General features: G+C 59.6%; 16 protein-coding genes. 1 reads left to right on the forward strand and 15 read right to left on the reverse strand.

Annotated elements, in window-relative coordinates:
• Nucleotides 1–3: 3 nt before the first annotated feature.
• From nosZ to gabT, 15 genes are all read right to left on the reverse strand, one after another.
• Entirely contained in the window at nt 4–1,923 is a 1,920-nt protein-coding gene (gene nosZ, locus QFW87_RS14730) for a TAT-dependent nitrous-oxide reductase (protein ID WP_283188089.1), read from the reverse strand.
• A 56-nt stretch (nt 1,924–1,979) separates the two neighbouring features.
• Nucleotides 1,980–4,160, reverse strand: a complete 2,181-nt coding sequence (locus tag QFW87_RS14735; RefSeq protein ID WP_283184243.1) for a NosR/NirI family protein — start codon at nt 4,158–4,160, stop codon at nt 1,980–1,982.
• Between the two features lie 111 nt (nt 4,161–4,271).
• Nucleotides 4,272–5,660 (reverse strand): oxygen-independent coproporphyrinogen III oxidase, encoded by a 1,389-nt coding sequence (gene hemN / locus QFW87_RS14740; protein WP_283184242.1) that lies wholly within the window; start codon nt 5,658–5,660, stop codon nt 4,272–4,274.
• 6 nt (nt 5,661–5,666) lie between these two features.
• Nucleotides 5,667–7,013: a coproporphyrinogen III oxidase gene (locus QFW87_RS14745; RefSeq protein WP_283188090.1), complete on the reverse strand. Its 1,347-nt coding sequence runs from the start codon at nt 7,011–7,013 to the stop codon at nt 5,667–5,669.
• Nucleotides 7,014–7,129: 116 nt separating this feature from the next.
• Nucleotides 7,130–7,573: a membrane protein gene (locus QFW87_RS14750; RefSeq protein ID WP_046046915.1), complete on the reverse strand. Its 444-nt coding sequence runs from the start codon at nt 7,571–7,573 to the stop codon at nt 7,130–7,132.
• 887 nt (nt 7,574–8,460) lie between these two features.
• A complete protein-coding gene (locus QFW87_RS14755) occupies nt 8,461–8,901 on the reverse strand; it encodes a CBS domain-containing protein (protein WP_129444742.1) in 441 nt (146 codons plus the stop codon).
• 40 nt (nt 8,902–8,941) lie between these two features.
• Nucleotides 8,942–9,319: a nitrite reductase small subunit NirD gene (gene nirD / locus QFW87_RS14760; RefSeq protein WP_129444743.1), complete on the reverse strand. Its 378-nt coding sequence runs from the start codon at nt 9,317–9,319 to the stop codon at nt 8,942–8,944.
• Nucleotides 9,319–11,880 carry a nitrite reductase large subunit NirB gene (gene nirB / locus QFW87_RS14765; RefSeq protein WP_283188091.1) on the reverse strand — a complete coding sequence of 854 codons (2,562 nt, stop codon included), beginning with the start codon at nt 11,878–11,880 and terminating at the stop codon, nt 9,319–9,321. Before nirB ends, nirD begins: the two co-directional genes overlap by 1 nt.
• A 95-nt stretch (nt 11,881–11,975) precedes the next feature.
• The gene (locus tag QFW87_RS14770) at nt 11,976–12,221 is read right to left on the reverse strand and encodes a hypothetical protein (RefSeq protein ID WP_283184239.1); all 246 of its coding nucleotides are present in this window, start codon (nt 12,219–12,221) and stop codon (nt 11,976–11,978) included.
• Nucleotides 12,222–12,281: 60 nt separating this feature from the next.
• Nucleotides 12,282–13,487 carry a heparan-alpha-glucosaminide N-acetyltransferase domain-containing protein gene (locus QFW87_RS14775; RefSeq protein WP_283184238.1) on the reverse strand — a complete coding sequence of 402 codons (1,206 nt, stop codon included), beginning with the start codon at nt 13,485–13,487 and terminating at the stop codon, nt 12,282–12,284.
• Nucleotides 13,488–13,515: 28 nt separating this feature from the next.
• Nucleotides 13,516–14,154: a DUF4198 domain-containing protein gene (locus QFW87_RS14780; RefSeq protein WP_283184237.1), complete on the reverse strand. Its 639-nt coding sequence runs from the start codon at nt 14,152–14,154 to the stop codon at nt 13,516–13,518.
• Nucleotides 14,155–14,673: 519 nt separating this feature from the next.
• Nucleotides 14,674–15,603: a transposase gene (locus tag QFW87_RS14785; RefSeq protein ID WP_283180508.1), complete on the reverse strand. Its 930-nt coding sequence runs from the start codon at nt 15,601–15,603 to the stop codon at nt 14,674–14,676.
• A gap of 328 nt (nt 15,604–15,931) precedes the next feature.
• Nucleotides 15,932–16,420 carry an Lrp/AsnC family transcriptional regulator gene (locus QFW87_RS14790; RefSeq protein WP_008055821.1) on the reverse strand — a complete coding sequence of 163 codons (489 nt, stop codon included), beginning with the start codon at nt 16,418–16,420 and terminating at the stop codon, nt 15,932–15,934.
• A 45-nt stretch (nt 16,421–16,465) separates the two neighbouring features.
• A complete protein-coding gene (locus QFW87_RS14795; protein ID WP_283188092.1) occupies nt 16,466–17,122 on the reverse strand; it encodes a 2-haloalkanoic acid dehalogenase in 657 nt (218 codons plus the stop codon).
• A 95-nt stretch (nt 17,123–17,217) separates the two neighbouring features.
• A complete protein-coding gene (gene gabT / locus QFW87_RS14800) occupies nt 17,218–18,510 on the reverse strand; it encodes a 4-aminobutyrate--2-oxoglutarate transaminase (RefSeq protein ID WP_283188093.1) in 1,293 nt (430 codons plus the stop codon).
• A gap of 272 nt (nt 18,511–18,782) precedes the next feature.
• Here gabT and QFW87_RS14805 point away from each other — a divergent pair, with 272 nt between their 5' ends.
• Complete coding sequence (locus QFW87_RS14805; RefSeq protein WP_283188094.1) at nt 18,783–19,709, forward strand: glyoxylate/hydroxypyruvate reductase A; 927 nt, start codon at nt 18,783–18,785, stop codon at nt 19,707–19,709.
• Nucleotides 19,710–19,782: the final 73 nt, after the last annotated feature.

Raw genomic sequence — 19,782 nt, forward strand, 5'->3', positions numbered from 1 at the left:
CGGTCAGGCCTTCTCGACCTTCATGCGGCCGACCATTTCCATGTGCAGTGCATGGCAAAACCAGCTGCAGTAGTACCAGTGCAGGCCGGCCTTGTCGGCGATGAAGGTGATCGATGAGGTCTGCTGCGGGCTGATCTCCATGCTGACGCCATGGTTGGTCATCACGAAGCCGTGGGTCACGTCTTCAATCTGGTCGATGTTGGTGATGGTCACCGTGACCTCGTTGCCCTGTTTGACGGTGAACTCCGGCAGGCCGTAGGCCGGGGCCATCGAGGTCATGTAGACGCGGACTTTGTTACCGTCGCGGATGACCTTGTTGTCGGTCTCCAGCTTGATCCCGTCTTTGGCGGCGATGACCACGGTTTCGGCAAAAAACGGGTCGTTGCGGTCCCAGATTTTCTTGGTCTTGATCTGGTCGCGGCGGGCCATCACGCAGTCGTGGGGTTCGGCGAAGGCCGGACCGTCGTGCACCAGTTTCATTTCCTCGCCGGAAATATCGATCAACTGATCGTTTTCCGGGTGCAGCGGGCCGGTCGGCAGGAAGCGGTCCTTGGAAAACTTGCTGAGCACCATCAGCCATTGGCCGTCGGCCTCACTGGTTTCGGTCAGCGAGGCATGGTTGTGACCCGGCTGATACTGCACATCGAGTTTCTGCTTGATGTAGTTGACCTTCTCGCCGGTGTACGCGCGAATCGCCTCCTCGACGTTCCACTTCACCACCTGGCTGTCGATAAACAGCGTGGTATAGGCATTGCCGCGGCCGTCGTAGGTGGTGTGAAGCGGGCCCAGACCCAGTTCCGGCTCGCCGACTACCACGTCGCGCGGATCCTTGAATTTGTCGTCGAACAGATCATCGAGCTTGGCGATGGCAATGATGGTGCAGGTCGGTGAGAGCTTGCCGTTGGCAATGAAGTATTTGCCATCGGGCGAGGTATTGAGGCCGTGGGGGTTCTTCGGCACCGGGATGTAACGGGTGAACGCGCTGTCCTTGCCATCGGTTTTACGGCCGTCGACCACCGGCACTTTCGAGCCATCCAGGGTGATGAACTTGCCAGCCTTGATCGCTGCTTCGATGCGCGGAATGTTGAACACCACCACCCAGTCGCGTTCGTTGCGCATCATGCCGCCCAGGTCATAGGCCTTCTCCGAGTTGTAGCAGGTCGACGCCGCGTATTTGCCGGTGTAGTCGGCGTCGGTGTTATCCAGGTTGCCGTCGACGATCACCTGGAATGACATCTCCATTTTTTCGGCGTCAATGGCGTTGAACATGGTGTAGCTGTTCTTGTCTTGCAGGTCGAAGGTGCTGCCGTCATTGGGATGCGGGATGACGAATTCGGCATTGGCGAACACGTACTTGGTGTGCGGCACTTTTTGCAGGCGCAGCCCGTGAACCGCCTGCACATTGGGCACGGTGAGCATCTTGTCGCACTTCATGATGTCCAGCCGGATACGCGCAACGCGGCTGTTGGCCTTGTCATTGATGAACAGGTATTTGCCGTCGTACTTGCCGTCGGTCATGGACAAATGCGGGTGGTGGCAGTCGCCATTCTGGAAATGCGCGCTGTCGCCCATGATCCGTTTGCTTTCGTTGGTCAGGCCCCAACCGGTGGCGGAGTCGACGTTGAACACCGGAACACGCAGCAACTCACGCATCGACGGAATGCCCATGATCCGCACTTCCCCCTGATGGCCGCCACTCCAGAAGCCGTAGTACTGGTCCAGTTCGCCCGGCCCGACGTGGGTTTTCAGTTGCGCGTCCTTGGCCGCTGCCGCCCATGTCTCACGGGTGAACACCGCGCCGCCAATGGCCGTGGCACCGGCCAGTACCGCGCCGGTCACCGCACTGGTGCCCAGGAAGCCGCGACGACTGAGGCCGGTCGATTCCGGCACTTCAGTGGTTTTTTTGGATTCTGTGTCGTTCATCAGGTGTTTTCCTTGAAGGGATAAAAACGGTCACTGCGGACAGGCGCTCGCGGGGTTCATTCCAGAGCGGTCACTTCCACGACAGGTATCAGTTGCACAGGAGCGGGTGCCGGTTTGCCGCGCTTCTTGCGCTTGTTGATCAGCGGCGGGCATTTGTTGTCGTTCTGGTAAGTCATCTGGCAATCGAGGCAGTAGTGGCACTCGTTGGCATTGATTCGGCCATCGGGATGAATCGCCTGGATCTCGCATTCCTTGGCGCACAGTTGGCAGGGCGTGCCGCAGTCCTTGCGGCGCTTGAGCCAGTCGAACAGGCGAAATTTGCTCGGAATCGCCAGCGCCGCACCCAGCGGGCAGATGTACCGGCAATAGACTTTGCGCGTGAAAATATTGATGACCAGCAGCGCCACCGCGTAGAGCACGAACCACCACTGGCGGTCGAACCGGAGGGTGATGGCGGTCTTGAACGGTTCCACCTCGGCGAACAGTTCGGCGGCGGACATCGACTCCAGGGAGATGCCGAACAGCAGCAGCAAAATGATGTATTTGATCGCCCACAAGCGCTCATGCACCGCGAACGGCAGTTCGTATTGAGGGATTTTCAGCTTGCGCGCGGCCTCGTTGATCAACTCTTGCAAGGCGCCAAACGGACACAGCCAGCCGCAGAACACTCCGCGGCCCCACAGCAGAATGCTCGCGGCGGCGAAGACCCAGAGCATGAAGATCAGCGGATCGGTGAGAAACAGCTCCCAGCGAAAGTGCTCGAACAGCGCATGCACAAAGGTCAGGACGTTGACCACCGACAGCTGCCCCAGGGCATACCAGCCGAGAAACACCACGGTAAAGACCAGGTAACCCCGACGCAGCCAGTGCAGAAAATGCGGCCGGCGGGTGAATGTGTCCTGCAGGAACAGGATCGCCGTCAGCAGCAGCAACGCGGTCCCGAGTACGGCGACTTGGAAGTGTTTCTGGTACCAGATGGTCAACCACATCGGCCGACTGGCTTCCTCGAGGGCGGCCAATTCTTCGGCGCTGGGCAGCGGCCGTTCAAGGTACGGCTCGGGCAATTGATAAGGCAGTTCGAAACTGCTGAACGTGCCACTGACCGGGCCGGTCTGGCGACGTACCAATAACTCCAGAGACCAGGGCGATCCCGGATCGAACTTCGCCGGTTCGCGCACAATGAAAATCGACATTTCATTGAACTCGGGCATGCCCTTGGCAAACACATCCGAGAGCCGCTGGTGGTCCATGTCGCGAAAACTGATGACATTGCCGAACTGGCGCAATTGCACCCGATCGAAGATCCCGCCGCGCACGTACCCCGAGCCCTTATAGGAAAACAGCCCACGACCCAGCACCGCGATGGCCTGCTCGCCAGGCTTGAGGTCTTGCATGAGGAAGCGATATTGATTGTCGCCCAACAGCGCACGGCCGATGGTCGGCGGATTCAGGTCGGCGGTGTACAGCTCGATAAAGGTCTCATCAACCTGATCGGCGCTGGCGTTGTCGACGCCTTCGGCATCGGTGCCCTTGAAGGCGGCGTCGACCTGGCCACGGGTCAGGTTCAAGCGGCGGATGGCGCCGTTGCCGGTCAGTTGTTCCCAGGTGGCGGGCTCGAAAAAGTCCTGGCGCACGGTGGCGGGCTTGCGCGCCACACCGCCCGTGTCTTCGATCAGCTTGAGCGATACGGCCACATCGTGGGCCGCGCGCATGATGACCTCGTTGACCACCATGGCCGTGACCGTTGCGCCGGCGATGGCATCGACGGTGACCGCATTCGGATCACTGGAATGGCCGACGACGACCCGCTGATTGACCTTGATGCCCTTGTACTTGGCACTGAAACCGTGAAGTTTTGCCTCAGGGATACCAATCAGCAGAATCGGCTCGTGGTGCTCCAGCACATAGGCATCCTGAATCATGCCGGTCGTGTCGAGAATCACTTGGGTGTTGATCGGTTTGCCCGAGTAGGCCGGAATATCCACCACGTCCAGGCTCTGGAACACATAACCGATGACCTGGCCGGCGGCGGACAGTGTGCGCACCTTGAACGGGCCTTCGGGGGCGGAAACGGAATCGGTCTGAGGGAAGGTTTTCTCGATGCGCTGCTGCTCGATGTCACGGTATTCCTTGGCCTGGACTCCCTCGAAGGTGGCGAGCATCAGCATCAGCATGACCACCAGCCCGACGCCCCAGGCGCGCAGGTTGCCGTGTATCGAAGGCTGATGGATTGTCATGGGTTCGCTGATTTCAAAAGGGCTTTCGGTCATGTTAGGGAGCGTTGCGCCCCCTGCCCTTGATTGAAATCAACTTAAGAAAGTAGCCCCCGGAAGACAGGCTCCGGGGTCTCAAACCGTGCGTGAAAACTGCCCTTTTTGCTCACCACCCAGATAGGCGTCAAACGCCATCGCGGCACTGCGCATCATCAAATGCCCTTGTGGCAGCAGCACCAATTCGTCGCGGTGAATCTGCAGCAACCCATCGCGCACATGCTCGCCCAGCTGCGCCAGCGCCTCGGCAAAGTACTCGGTGAAGCGAATGCCATGCCGCGCCTCATACTTGTCGAACGCGATACGGCCATGGCACATCAGGTCGCTGATCACCTCGCGGCGCAGCAGGTCGTCGGCGTTCAAGCGGTAACCGCGGTGCACCGGCAACATCCCTTGATCGATACGGCTGTAGTACTGAGAAAGCTCCTTGACGCTCTGGCTATAGCTGTCGCCGACCTTGCCGATCGACGACACCCCAAGACCGATCAAATCGCAGTCGGCATGGGTGGAGTAGCCCTGAAAGTTACGCTGCAGGGTGCCATTGGCCCGGGCCAGCGCCAGCTCGTCATCCGGCAAGGCGAAATGATCCATGCCGATATAGACGTAACCGGCCTCGGTCAGACGACGGATGGTCAGCTCAAGCAGTTCCAGCTTGCGCTCCGGTGGCGGCATGTCGGCGGGGCGAATCAGCCGTTGCGCGCGGACCATCTCCGGCAGGTGCGCGTAGCTGTAGGCGGCAATCCGGTCCGGACGCAGAGCGATGATCTTGCTGAGGGTGACGTCGAAACTCTGCACGGTTTGCAGTGGCAGGCCGTAGATCAGGTCGACGCTGATCGACTTGAACTGCGCCTCGCGCGCCGCCGCGACCAGCGCATAAATCTGCTCTTCACTTTGCTGGCGATTGACCGCCGCCTGCACGTCGGGGTCGAAATCCTGAACGCCGAAGCTCAGGCGATTGAAGCCCAACTGGCGCAGCGACTGAATCTGCTCGGTGCTGATGGTCCGCGGGTCCACCTCGATGGAAAACTCATGGTCATCGCTGTCATCCATGTTGAATGCCTGGTGCAGGCAGTCCATCAGGTCCGCCAGTTGTTCGCTGGTCAAATAGGTCGGCGTGCCGCCCCCCAGGTGCAACTGAGTGAGTTTGCGGGTGCTGTCGAACAAGGCCGCCTGCATCGTGATTTCACGCTTGAGGTACTTCAGGTACTCGACGGCGCGATGGGTTTTCTGGGTAATGATTTTGTTGCAGGCGCAGTAGTAACAAAGGCTTTTGCAGAACGGGATGTGGATGTACACCGACAACGGTTTCGGCGCGGCCACCTGATTGCTGTCACGGGCGGCACGCTGATAGTCATCAACGGCAAACGCCTGATGAAACTGCGGCGCCGTGGGGTAAGAGGTATAACGCGGCCCCGGGCGGTCATACTTTTCGACCAGGGCGCGATTGAAATCAAATGTCGTGTTCATGATCGATCAACTCGCAATGGGCCCGCCCAAATCCTTTTCAAACAGGTTGCAGATGGCATCCACTTCCGGCCGACCGGCGGGAAGAATGCTGATGAAACGGTCTGACAACTCAATCAATCCATCACGACTCAATTGCTCCAGCCAAGGCCAGACAGCGCAGAAGTACTTTGAAAAAACCAGCCCATATCGCTTCTCGATGGCGCGGATATCCAACTCCTGATCACAGGCCAGACGTTCCATGACCATTTGCCGGATCTGATCCCCCGCCTCGAAGCGCCAGCCGCGACACGTCGGCAGTTGCCGCATGTCCAGTTGCTGCTGATAACGTTCAATCTCGTCGGTGTTTTGCGTGTACAAATCGTCGATCTGGCTGATGGCACCCAAACCGAATCCGACATGATCGCAATAGCCGTGACGGGAGAAACCCTCACAGGTACGGCGTAACCGGCCTCGCTCCTGGGCGATCGCCAGATCATCATCAGGCCGGACAAACTGCCCCAGACCGATGTAGTGATAACCCGCGCAAAGCAGTTGCTCGAAACAGATCTGGCGCATCGCACCTTTATCGTCTTGGCTGCACAACTCTCTGATTTTGTCACCGAGCACCGGCCGATAGCGCCGTGGTGGCCGGGCATAATCGAACACCATCAGCCGGTCCGGCTCCAGCTCGATAATGCTCGCCAGCTTCAGCGCAAAACTGTCCGGCGTCTGCCAGGCATGGCCAAAACCCAGATCGACGTTGATGGATCGAAACCCAAAGGTGCGCGCGGCATCCATGAGCGATTGGATCGGCGCCGGGTTCTGGTAGCAGGCCACCGACCTGTCACAGTCGGCGTCGATATCCGGAACGCCGATGCTGACGTGGTTGAACCCCTGGTCGCGCAGCAACCTCATAGTCGACCAGTCGGTATGGTGAAGGTCTACCTCGACGCTGTAGTCACCCCCTTCATGTTCGAGAAAATTGAACCGGCCACGCAGATGACTCATCAGTCGCTCCAGATGGGCAGGCGCGGGTGTTCCGCCTCCCAGATGAAACTGCTCGACCCGTTGCTCCGCACCCAGGTGACAACCGACGAGATCGATTTCACGCTCCAGATGCTGAAGGTGCTGCTCGACTCCGTTGTGCTCGTCGGCGATATCGCGCGGGGCACAGGAAGACGGCTTGAGGCTGGAAGGCAGTTGCACGTTCAGGGACAGCGGACGGCACTTCTGGCGGCTTACGCGCAGTGCACGAAGCAGATCGAGAGAGCCAATACCGTCATGAAATTTTTGCGTGTCGGCATGACAGTTTGGGTCAAGCACGCCTTGATCGCACCGAGCGATCTCGCCTGGGTTGTGAAATAAATCGAGCATGACGGTCTCCGAGACTGGCTGCGGACTTTCAGTCTCCGGGTTTCACCATCAATGCTCCTTGATTTGCGTCAAGCGCAAGCGAAGTGTCCGCACAACGGACCACCGGTCAAACCCGATTACCACGTCAGGTAAAACATGCCCTTGGCCAGCAGCACGATAACGACCATATGGCAGAACAGGCTGCCATGGATGAAGTGCAGGTAGCGCGGGCTCATTCGGCCGCTTTTGAACAAAAACATGGCGCCCAGGAAGTGCAGCAGCACACTCACGGCCACCGCGATTTTCAACGCCAGTAATGTGCCAAACGATGAGGCCAGTGGTGAGGCAAGGGCTGGCAAGTAGCGCAACCAGACCATGCCCAGCCCCGCACCGAACAACACCAGCAGCACCCACGGCATCAGCGAGCGGGCCCGGCGACCGATGCCCTGCTCCACCAGCAGCATCACCCTGGCGGGTAACTGTTTGCGGATGCTTTCCAGGAACAGGACTTCGAAGAACACCGTGCCGATGAAGATCAGGGCGGCAAACAGGTGCAAGGTCAGAATCAGCGGATAGATCATGGAGTTTTCGCCTTGGGTCAAGGCAACCCGCGCTACGGCGAACATTGGGGTGAGCGCACTGGCTGTCGGTCTCTGGAGATTACAGAGCCCGTCGGGCCATGCGGTTGACACCGATCAAGAAAGCCGCAAAACCGTGTGCACATCCGTTTCTGCGGTCGCGGCGGCTTAGGGTTCCGCCCTTACGGCGGGTCACTTTCGAAAAGCGCGAAAGTAACCAAAGCGCTTTTGCCCCTTTCGTTCGGTGGCTCGCCTAGGCTCGCCATGCCCTCGCTCCGGTCCTGCTCCGTGGGCCCGCCGCCATCGGCCATCCATGGCCGGGGGCGGCTACCGCGGCATCCTTGCCGCGGTGCCCACTGCGCAGAACCTGCGCTCGGCCTTCCGACGGGGCAGATCAAGATCAAAAGCAAGATCAAAAGCCAAAGCAGGCTTGTACCTGTGGGAGCGAGCCTGCTCGCGAAAGACGTCCGGACACCGCGTTCATTCAGACAGCACGCGTTATCGTTCACGTCTTTCGCGAGCAGGCTCGCTCCCACAGGGGAATGGGTACGCTTGAAGAGGTAGGCCGGCCGGTAGGCCGCCTCGCAGTGCTTTTGCGGTACTCGCCCCCTCGAGAGGCCGAGTGGAGGTTCTGCGTAGTGGGCAACCCGGCATGGATGCCGGGTTAGCCGCCCCCGGCCATGGATGGCCGATGGCGGCGGGCCCACGGAGCAGGACCGGAGCGAGGGCATGGCGAGCCTAGGCGAGGCACCGTACGTCAGGGGCGAAAGCGTTTGGTTACTTTGCGCTTTACAAAGTGACCCGCCGTAAGGGCGGAACCCTAAGTCGCCATCACCGCAGAAACGGATATGTCCCCTCAACTTTAAGTGAACAGCGTAGCGCCAACCCATTCAGTGCCCGCGAATGTAATGCTCCAGTTGCCGAATCAAATCCGCCTGCTCAACGATAGCTTCCTTGACCAGATCCCCAATCGATAGCAGACCAATCAGTTCGCCGCCGTCCACCACTGGCAGGTGACGCAGATGGCTGTCGGTCATGACCGCCATGCAACGCTCGATGCTCTGCTGACTGTCCGCTGTCACCACTGGCGCGCTCATGATGTCGCGCACCGGCGTACCGACCGAAGAGCGCCCCTGCAGAACGACCTTGCGCGCATAGTCGCGCTCGCTGATCACGCCGACCACCTGCCCAGCCTCGATCACCGGAAGCGCGCCTACGTTCTTTTCAGCCATGATCCTCAGCGCTTCAAGCACCATCTCATCGGGCGCGATGCTATGCACCTGGCGGTTTTGCACGACCTTGAGTTTCAGCAATTGTGCAGCTGTTTTCATAAATACCTCCGATGCGGATACGCGATGCTGTTGAACAGGCTCAAGCCACCCCGACTTGCACCGCGCCGGCGTTCAAGCGAACAGGCCAGACACGCAGACGCTGTTGCGGGTACTCCAGGCAACTGCCGTCCTCAAGGCGGAAATGCTGTTTGTAGATCGGCGATGCAACCACCAGATCACCCTTGATGCTGCCGACCAACCCGCGACCGATCACATTTGCCCCGGATTGCGGGTCATGGTTGTCGATGGCGTAGAGGGTCCGACCCTCGGCACCCGGCAGGTAGAACAGCGCCACTTGCGCGCCGTCGAGCCAGACGACGACGCCGGAGTTGCTGACCAGGTCCTGTTGCTCGCACACCGTTTGCCAGGCCTCGGTGTTTTCCAGGGAATCGATGCGTTGGGTATTGGACTGGCTCATCAGGCAATCTCCTCGATAACAGGGATAAGGTTGAGTTCGGCCGCCATGATCGGGCGCCGCTGGCCGCGTTCCTGGACAAAGTGGATGTCCGGGTCCGGGCGTTTATCGTTGACGAAGGTACGGAAGCGCTTGAGTTTTTCCGGGTCTTTTAGGGCGTTGGCCCACTCGCATTCATAGCGATTGACCACCAACTGCATCTGCGATTCGAGCTCTTCACCCAGTCCGAGGCTGTCGTTGATGATCACGTCCTTGAGGTAATTGAGGCCGCCCTCCAGGCTTTCGCGCCACACCGAGGTACGCTGCAATTTGTCGGCGGTGCGGATGTAGAACATCAAGAAGCGGTCGATGTAGCGGATCAGGGTCGCATCGTCGAGGTCGGTGGCGAACAGCTCGGCGTGACGTGGGCGCATGCCACCGTTGCCGGCGATGTAAAGGTTCCAGCCTTTCTCGGTGGCGATCACGCCAACGTCTTTGCTCTGGGCCTCGGCGCATTCCCGAGTGCAACCGGACACCGCGAATTTGAGCTTGTGCGGCGAGCGCAGCCCCTTGTAACGGTCCTCGATGGTCAGGGCCATTTGCACGCTGTCCTGCACGCCGTAACGGCACCAGGTGCTGCCGACACAGGACTTCACCGTCCGGGTCGATTTGCCGTAGGCATGCCCGGTTTCGAAACCGGCTTCAATCAGTTCGGCCCAGATGTCCGGCAATTCATGCAACTGCGCGCCAAACAGGTCGATACGCTGGCCGCCGGTGATTTTGGTGTAGAGGTCGTATTTCTTCGCCACCACACCGATCGCGATCAGTTTGTCGGCGGTGATCTCGCCACCGGGGATGCGCGGCACCACCGAATAGGTGCCGTTTTTTTGCATGTTGGCCATGAACGTGTCGTTGGTGTCCTGCAGCGGCACCAGTGAGGCGTCCATGATCGGCTGGTTCCAGCACGACGCGAGGATCGAGCCCACCGCCGGTTTGCATACGTCGCAACCGGTGTGACCACGGCCATGCTTGGCCAGCAGTTCTTCGAAGGTGATCACCCCTTCGACCCGCACCAGCGCATAAAGCTCCTGACGGGTATAGGCAAAGTGTTCGCACAGGCTTTTGTCGACGCTGACGCCACGGGCAATCAACTCATGTTCGAACACCTGCTTGAGCAACCCGGCGCAACCACCGCAACCGGTGCAGGCCTTGGTCTGCGATTTGAGCAGGCCGAGGTCGGTGCAGCCACCGTCGATGGCCGAGCAAATGGAACCCTTGGTGACGTTGTGGCACGAGCACACCGTGGCCGCTTCGGGCAACGCGCCCGGGCCCAGGGTCGGCGCGCCTTCGGACGACGGCAGAATCAGGCTGGCGGGTTCCGCCGGCAGCGCAATCGCGTTCTGCATGTATTGCAGCAGCGTGTCGTAATAGCTGTTGTCACCCACCAGCACCGCGCCGAGCACGTGCTTGCCCGTGGCATCCACCACCAAGCGTCGATAGCTGGCCGTGGTTTCGTCGATGAACTGATAACTGCGCGCGCCCGGCGTGCTGCCATGCGCGTCGCCGATGGAACCGACATCGACGCCCAGCAGTTTGAGCTTGGTCGACATGTCCGCGCCCATGAACGGCTCGGCGGTTTCGTTGCACAGCAGTGCGGCAACACCGCGCGCCATTTGGTAGCCCGGGGCGACCAGGCCAAAAATGCTGCCCTTCCACGCGGCACACTCGCCGATGGCGTAGATGTTTGGATCGCTGCTCTGGCATTGGTCGTCAATCACCACACCGCCGCGCGGGCCGACTTCCAGCGAGCATTGACGAGCCAGTGCGTCTTGCGCACGGATACCGGCGGAAAACACGATCAGGTCGGTTTCAAGGAATTCGTCATTGGCGAAGTTCATCCGATAGCGGTATTCCTCGCCTGCGCTTATCGACTGAGTCCCGCGCGACAGGTGCACACCGACGCCGAGGCGTTCGATCTGCGCCTTGAGCGCCAGACCACCGTACTCGTCCAACTGCACCGGCATCAGACGCGGGGCGAATTCCACCACATGAGCTTCCAGCCCCAGGGTTGTCAGGGCGTTGGCGGCTTCCAGGCCGAGCAAGCCACCGCCGACGACCACACCGCGTCGGGCGTTGCTTGCCGCGGCACGAATGGCGTCGAGGTCTTCAAGGGTGCGATACACCAGGCGCGAATCGCCCTCGGCGCCTTCGATTAGCGGCACAAACGGATAGGACCCGGTGGCCAGCACCAATTTGTCGTAGGAAACGCAGCCTTGCGCGGTGATCACCTGGCGGCGGACGCGGTCGATTTCCAGGACCGGCACCCCCAGATGCAGCGTGACGCCCGGGGTCTGATACAGCGAGGCTTCACCGAGGGCCAGCGACTCGGCATCACGGCCGGAGAAATACTCGGAAAGGTGCACGCGGTCGTAGGCACGCATCGGCTCCTCGCTGAAGACGTGCAGCCGATACTGATCAAGGGCACCGCGTTCGATCAGCTGTTCGACACAATGATGTCCGACCATGCCATTGCCGATCACGATCAGCGTTTGCAGCTTGTTCAAAGTGGCCACATTGGAATTCATAAGAGACACCCGTCGATAGCTGTTCAAAAAGCAAAAAAAAACGCCTGAAACCTTGCGGTTCCAGGCGTCTTTGCCTGTTCGTTTACGGTGCTAAGTCAGGCATCTATGCCGGATCCACCGATGTTGCCCGCGACCTGTTCGGTCAATCGATCGTCGTTGACCGAGGGGGCTGCCCACTCGACTGCGTTCACAGTGGGCCTGAACAGTGTCTTGCAGACTTTGTGCCAGTCGACCATTGGCAGTCCTTGCGCCAGTAAACGTTGACCACGGGTGCCCATGAACGCCCGATATTTGCCTTCGCATAGTGCAGCGCGAGGTGGCGCAGCCTTATAAAAGTGCACAAAGGCTGTTCCGTTCCAGTTCAGAACCTGCCACCTGACGGGGTCCGGCATACAGTCACGTCAGAGGTATTTGAGGATCGCGATATCGCGGCGGCGCTGTTTGAGGTTGGCGAACCAGCGCGTAGGGAAGAACAGCAACACCCCGAGGATCACACTCCACAGCCACACCGTGGGCAGGTTGTCGAAGCCATAGTACGCCCCCTGATTGGCGCCCCAGATCGCGACCGCCACCAGATACATGGCCTTGAGTACGTACAAGTGCAGCAAATAGAAGAACATCGGCGCCCCGCCGTAAATCGCCAGGGTCGCGGTGGACCAGCGATCCTGCAGCTTCTCGAACAGCGCCAGCAAGATCAGCGAAAGGCCAATCGTCGGCATCAGGAACATCAGCGAGGGCGGGTACTTCTTGGCGCTCATGAAACTCATGAAGGTGCGCAACGAGTCACCAGTCTGCACCCAGGGTTTCTCGCCATAGACGTTCAGGTAGCGAATGAACACGAACGCCACCAGCAGGCCGGCGCCCAGTCTGAGCAGACGGGAAATCCGCTCGGCCGGGTCCATTTCCTTGCCGAACCACGGCCCGATCCCCCACCCCAGCAGGATCACGCCAATCCAGGGCAATACCGGGTAAGTGGTGCGGGCCCGGGTGAATTCAGTGATGTCGATGAACACCCGCTGATGCAGGATCGACCACGGCACGAAGAACGGCGACTCCGGCCCCACGGTCACGCCATCGAGCAGGTTGTGCCCGGCGACAATGGCCACGCCGAGTACGATCAGCCAAGCGCGTTTGAAGTGCAGCAACCCGGCGAGCACAATCATGCAGATGCCGATGCACCAGATCACCTGCAGCCATAGCGTCTTGGGCGGGAACTCGGCGTTCCAGGCAAAGCACACGAAGGTGACTTCGAGAAACACCAGGAACAACCCACGCTTGAGCAGGAACACCGAGGTTTCTTTCGCCGTGTGTTTCTGGCTGTAGAGCCAGGCCGACAAACCGGTGAGGAAGATGAATGCCGGCGCGCAGATCTCGCTGAGCATGCGGGTGAAGTACAGGTCCGGCGTGACGCTCAACGCATCGATCGGGTCGGTGACCTGACGGTGCAGCAGAAAGGTTTCCCGCACATGGTCGATCAGCATCAACAGCATGACGAAGCCGCGCAGGGCGTCGATCGCCAGCATTCGGGTGTTGGCCTTGACGGCAGTGGTTGCAAGCGCAGGGGAAGCGGTTGTCGCCTGCCCTGCCAATCCTGAAGATGGGGTCATATCAGTCACTCATGTAATGGTCGAGGGGTCAGGCCTGTTTCTTGAGCCTGGCGACTTCCGATGCCGGCAGCTGCGACGGCGCTCGCGGCAACGGCGTCTGGCCCTGTGATCGATAGAACGACAATGTCGAACTGAAGCTCTTTATATCGAACGGTTCCGCTTTGCCTTGAGGACTGATGCGCTCGCCGGGCGTGCGGTCCTTGTATTCCACGGCTACCACGTAAGTGCCCTGCCACGGCAGCTCGAAGCTGACTTTGCCCGAGGCGTCGGTGCGCTGGGTGAACACTTCACCGGAGCCGGTTTCCAGCACCACGTCCTGGTCGGCCAACGGTTTGGACGCATAGACTACCTGGAACTGCGCCTTGCCTGCATCGGCGACGCCGGTCGGCACGATGTCCAGGGTCAGTTCCGGGGTGCGTGCGCGCAAGTCGCCAACCCAACGGGTCGCCGGCGTCCAGTGCGTCTTTAGCGCCTTGTCCGCCTCATGAAGGTCGAAGATCGGATAGTGCGGGTCCTGGGCCAGCAACGAGTCATCTGCCCGGGTTTGATGCGCCACCGCAAACGCTTGGCGCTGCAAGGTCAGCGTTAATGGCTGGGACCGGTCGCTGATCGACCAGCCCTTGAGTTGCTGGAACCGATCCATCCCGCCCGGTGTGACTTCCAGCATGTTCTTGTCATATTCCCCGTAGTACAACGCCAGGGGTTGCCCGGGTGGTTGTTCCTACCAGATCTGATGCGCCTCGCTGCTGCTCGCCAGCAGTAAAACGCCGTAACCCAATAGTGCTTTTGCGTTGCTCATTCGCATTTTTTTTCGCTCCGATTGGTGTTATTCAGCGGGTCGTGGCAGCCGCATCGTTTTATCGAAACCAGCCGGACAACAAACCGCTCCCCTCTCTCTAAACGCATTACACCGCAGAGACTTTTGCGCGTTGTTTCGAAATCATCGGTCAGAGCGCATCTGACGACTGTTTTGCAGGCTGCAAACAGCTGTTTATGCGGCCTGCGCCAGCATGAAGCATGTTGAGGGGATCTAACGAACTCATGTCCAAACGCGGTGCAGACGGCGCTGCAAAACAAATGTGGGAGCAACTGTCTTGATGACCTTTATTTTGAAAGCATATTGATAGACGGCTGAACTCCCACAGCTTTAGGCCATGCGATGCCCTACAGGAACACCGCGACCCGTTTAGGCCAAGGGTTCTTTCCACTCGGTTCGGTCTCGGATCATGGCGTTCAGCCGTATCAACAACACACGCATACAGGCGATGAGCGCTACTTTTGCGCATTTACCCTTATGACGCAGTGCGTCATACCGCGCTTTGAACTCAGGCTGTCGCTGAATCACCACCCAGCACGCCATGTACATTGCCCGACGCGCAGCAAACCTGCCGCCGCTAATGTGGCGGGGGCCTTCATGCTTGCCACTGTCGTCGTTGTAGGGGGCTATGCCTGCCAGCGCTGCAATCTCGTGCCGTCCAACCTCGCCCAGCTCGGGTAAGTAGGCCATCAAGCTGGCTGCCGTCACGAGCCCTATACCCTTGACCGAGCACAAACGGGCCGTTTTATCACTGTCCAGGTCTTTAGCAGTTTGACGGATCAGCTTTTCTATCGACTTTATGGCTTGGCATAAATAGTCGATATGACTTCGCAGACAGGGTTTTACCGTGTCAGCAGAGGCTGTTTTAAGGCGCCGTATATCGTCGCCTTGCTGCTGAACAAAATTTTCGCGCTGCTGTACCAGCGCACGCAAATTGTCCTGTTCAGGGCTGGTGATTCGGTTGCTTGGCGACTTTATGACTTCGGCAAACTGCGCGAGCAGCCGCGCATCTATCGGGTCGGTTTTAGCGCGCTGCCCCATGGCCTTGGCAAAATCCCTGGCTCGGCGAGGGTTGATCCGCAAGACTTCGAAGCCGGCAGCCTGAAGCGCTTTCATGACCTCTCGCTCATAGCCGCCGGTGGCTTCCAGCAATACGCGGCTGACCTGATAGCGCTTTAACCAGTCAATCAGCGCAAGGAAATCACTGGCGGTATTGAGGTGACTCGCGCCAACGTCTTGCGGGTTAATCCGAACTTCAAGGGTATCTTTGGAAACATCGATGCCTGCGCAGGAAAACATAGCCGATCCCTCTTACACTCAAAGGTGAGAGCGCTCTGGCTGGGCACCACGCTTGTAATGTTCGAGGTCGGCTCGTTCAACTGTTCGGGCTCAATAACCAGAGCGGAGAGGTGAATGGCAGCATGGGCTCCCACACGTGCTTTAAGCACTCCGGGCATTCAGCTTGCCACTCACCGCTCTCACCCTCAGTCTAATTCCTGCCCAAGACACAAGCGGGCTTGCTCGCGAAGAGGCCGTGTCAGTTGATATTTCTATCGACTGACACGGCCTCTTCGCGAGCAAGCCCGCTCCCACAGGGGATTCGTGTTGGTATTGAGAATGGAGTCTGTCAGTGGCGCAGCAACTTACGCAGCGGCACGCCGTCCTTGAGCACCGGAGATTTGATGACGATGTAACTGAAGTACTTGGAGATGCCGATGTTCTTGTCCAGCAGGCTTTCGATCACTTCCTGATAATGCTGGATGCTGCGGGTCATGAAGCGCACCAGATAATCGTAGCCACCGCTGATCAAATGGCATTCGAGCACTTCGTCCACCAGACGGATATTGGACTCGAACTTGGCGAAGTCTTCGCGCTTGTGGTCGCTCAAGGTGATCTCGGTAAACACCGTCACCGAATCGGTGATCTTGGCCAGGTTCAGGTGCGCCTTGTAGCTGGAAATATACCCGGCCGACTCAAGCCGTTTGACCCGTTGCAGGCAGGGACTGGCCGACAACCCCACCGCATCGGCCAGGCTGACGTTGGTCATGCGCCCGTCCTTTTGCAGCTCCACCAGGATGCTGATGTCGATTCGGTCCAGTTTGACTAACCCTTCCATTGCGTACCTCTTGACTGCCGTCTGTAAGACAATCTTCTAGCAAAATCAGCGCCGTAAAGACAGCTGATGCTGAGCCACCAGATCCGCCATGCTGTTAATACAGTAATCCGCCGCGCAAGGCGTGGGGTGTTTTGACCGGCCGCGACAGATCAGGCACACGTCTTTGGCCGCCTGTCGATCGGCCGAAGGTCGGGTCACGTGCAGGATGTTGCCGGCTTCAAAATCGTTGGCCTTTAACCACTGCGGATCGAGTAAAGGGTCGCTGGCCAGTGAAATGAAATCGTCGGGCAGGATCCCCAACCGCTCACACAGCAGCCCTCGATCCTCGACGCCCCGGTCGCCGTGCACCAGCAAGCGGTAGAACTTGCGCAGGTACAACATCGCCCCGGGCGCGTCCTCGAACAGCGACCAGCCGGCCACCGAACGGGCAAAGCTCATGCCCTCCTCCCAGCTGGCTTTCAGGCCCCAGCGCTCGGCCAACTGGCGATGGGCGAAACACAGCACGCCACTAAAGCCCAGTTCAGCGAAACGCGGATACAGCGCTCGCACCACCTCGCTGTATTCGGCCAGCAGCTGTTCCTTGTCCGAATGACCGCCTCGGCTGTCCAGCAGCGGTTGCAGTGCCGTCCAGACACCCGAGTCCCGATCGACCAGGACCTCATCGCAATCGATGAGCAGTGCTCGATAATCAGTCAGCCCCATGGTGCGCAAAGCCTCCGATGATGCATTCCATCAATCCATGCTCCATAAACGCTCACGGACGATGCCTTGTGGCACCGCCCAGAGTGGCCATGGGCTCAGTTCAAGACGCGTGCCAATGCCGCTTCAAGAATCTGCAGCGCTTCATCGACCTGTGCTTCGGTGGTCACCAGCGGTGCGAGGAAGCGCAGGACGTTGCGGTACACACCGCATTTGATCACCAGTAAACCGCCGGCCCGGGCTTCATCGATCAGTCGCTGATTCAGGTCAGCGTCCGGCGTGCGGGCCGCGTCATCCTTGATCAATTCGATTGCCAGCATGAACCCGGTGCCGCGCACGTCGCCGATTTGCCCGTAACGGGCCTGCAAACGCAGCAGCCCCTGACGCAAACGCTCGCCCAGTGCTTCGGCGCGGGCCAGCAGTTGTTCTTCCTCGAAGGCATCGATCACCGCCAGCGCGGCGGCGCAGGACAAGGCGTTGCCACCGTACGTGCCGCCCAGGCCGCCGGGCAGCGGCGCGTCCATGATCTCGACCTTGCCGACCACCCCGGACAACGGCAAGCCACCGGCCAGACTTTTGGCGACGGTCACCAGGTCGGGCTGAATGCCGGCGTGCTGGAAACCGAACCACTTGCCGGTACGGCCGAAACCGGTCTGGATTTCATCGAGAATCAGCACAATGCCATGCTTTTCAGTCAGCCCGCGCAAGGCCTGGAGAAACTCCGCCGGTGCCGACAGGAAACCACCGTCGCCCTGCACCGGTTCGATGATGATCGCGGCGACACGCTCAGGGGCAACCTGGGTGGCCAGCAACTCGTCGAGGGCCTTGAGCGCCATCTCACTGGTGACACCGCGATACGCATTCGGATACGGGGTGTGGAACACCTCCGGGGCGAACGGCCCGAAGTTCTGCTTGTACGGCTGGCTCATGCCGGTCAGCGTGGTGCCGAGCAAGGTACGGCCGTGGAAGCCGCCGCGGAAGGCGATCACGGCCGAGCGGTTAGTGTGAGCGCGGGCGATCTTCACCGCGTTTTCCACCGCCTCGGCACCGGAAGTAAAGAACGCCGCTTTATACGCTTCTTTGCCACCGATCATTTCGCACAGGCGCTGGGCCAGGTCCAGATAAGGCTTATAGGCCACCACCTGGAAACAGGCGTGAGAGACCTTTTGCAATTGCGCCAGCACCGCAGCGACCACCTTCGGGTGGTTGTGACCGATGTTCAGCACACCGATGCCGCCGACAAAATCCAGGTAGCGCTTGCCGTCCACGTCCCACAACTCGGCACCTTGGGCGCGATCGATCACCAACGGGTGAGCGGTAACCAGGCCACGCGGCACGAATTGATCGCGCTGACGGAGCAAATGAAGGGTTTCGTCGACTTTGCTATTCATGGCATTTCCCATCGTGAGTCCGGCAACCGGGAGGTGGTTGCGATGGTGTTCAGGTTAAGCCTTGCGCGAAACGATCTACGCCGAACTTGGCCCCTGAGAAATTCGGATCGACTGTTTTCACCCCGCCAAACGGCAGATTCCTTTCGCCCGTCGAATCTGCCGGGCCGTCGCCGATCGAGCATCGCGAAACCCGTTTAACCCTGCCCTTTCGACAGATCCTGCGCCGACGTTGCGCGATGATGGACAACACCATCATCCCTCAGGACATGCCCATGGCCCTGCTCTATAAAGCTGACCCTGTGCGCGGCGAACAGTGGAAAGCGCTGTTTGCCGAACACGCCCCGGATATCGAATGGCGCGCCTGGCCGGACATCGGTGATCCCGCGGACATCAAGTACCTCGCCGCCTGGCAGGCACCTGACGATCTAGAGGCTTTGCTGCCGAATCTGAAAGTGTTGTTCGCGTTGTCCGCTGGGGTTGATCAACTGGACCTCAGTCGCTTGCCCGCGAGCTTGCCGGTGGTGCGCCTGCTGGACCCCGGCATCACCCGAGGCATGTGCGAATACGCCAGTTTTGCGGTGCTGAGCCTGCACCGGGACATGCTGCGTTATCGCCAGCAGCAAATGGCGCGGTGCTGGCAGGCGCACTTGCTGCAACCGGCGGCCACGCGGCGGATCGGGATCATGGGCCTTGGCACCCAGGCTCAGCAGATTCTGGCGACGTTGCAGCCGTTGGGTTTTGCCTTGTCGGGTTGGGCGCGCAGTGCGCATCAGGTCGCTGGTGTGGAGTGCTATGCCGGGCGCGAGCAACTGCCGGCGTTTCTCAGCCAGTGCGACATTCTGCTGTGCGTGCTGCCACTGACTGAGCAGACTCAGGGCATTCTTGATCGTGAGTTGTTCCGGCAAATGCCCCATGGCGCTGCGTTGATCAATATGGGTCGTGGCGGGCATCTGGTGGAAAATGACTTGCTTGAGGCGCTGGACAGCGGGCAGCTCAGTGGCGCGGTGCTCGATGTGCTGCAAGAAGAACCGGCGCCGGCGGATCACCCGTTTTGGGATCATCCGCAGATTCTGCTGACACCGCATATTGCCGCGATGACGCAGCCGGAGAGTGCGTTTGGGGTGTTGCTGGAGAATATCCGACGGTATCAAAGAGGCGCGCCGATGGTGGGCCAGATCGATCGAAAACAAGGTTACTGAAATAGTTAGCTCTGGTATTTGTGGTGCCTGCTAAAGCCACCCCTCACCCCAGCCCTCTCCCCATGTTTGTACC

This window comes from Pseudomonas sp. PMCC200344 (genome assembly GCF_030053095.1).
In the GTDB taxonomy this organism is placed as follows: domain Bacteria; phylum Pseudomonadota; class Gammaproteobacteria; order Pseudomonadales; family Pseudomonadaceae; genus Aquipseudomonas; species Aquipseudomonas svalbardensis.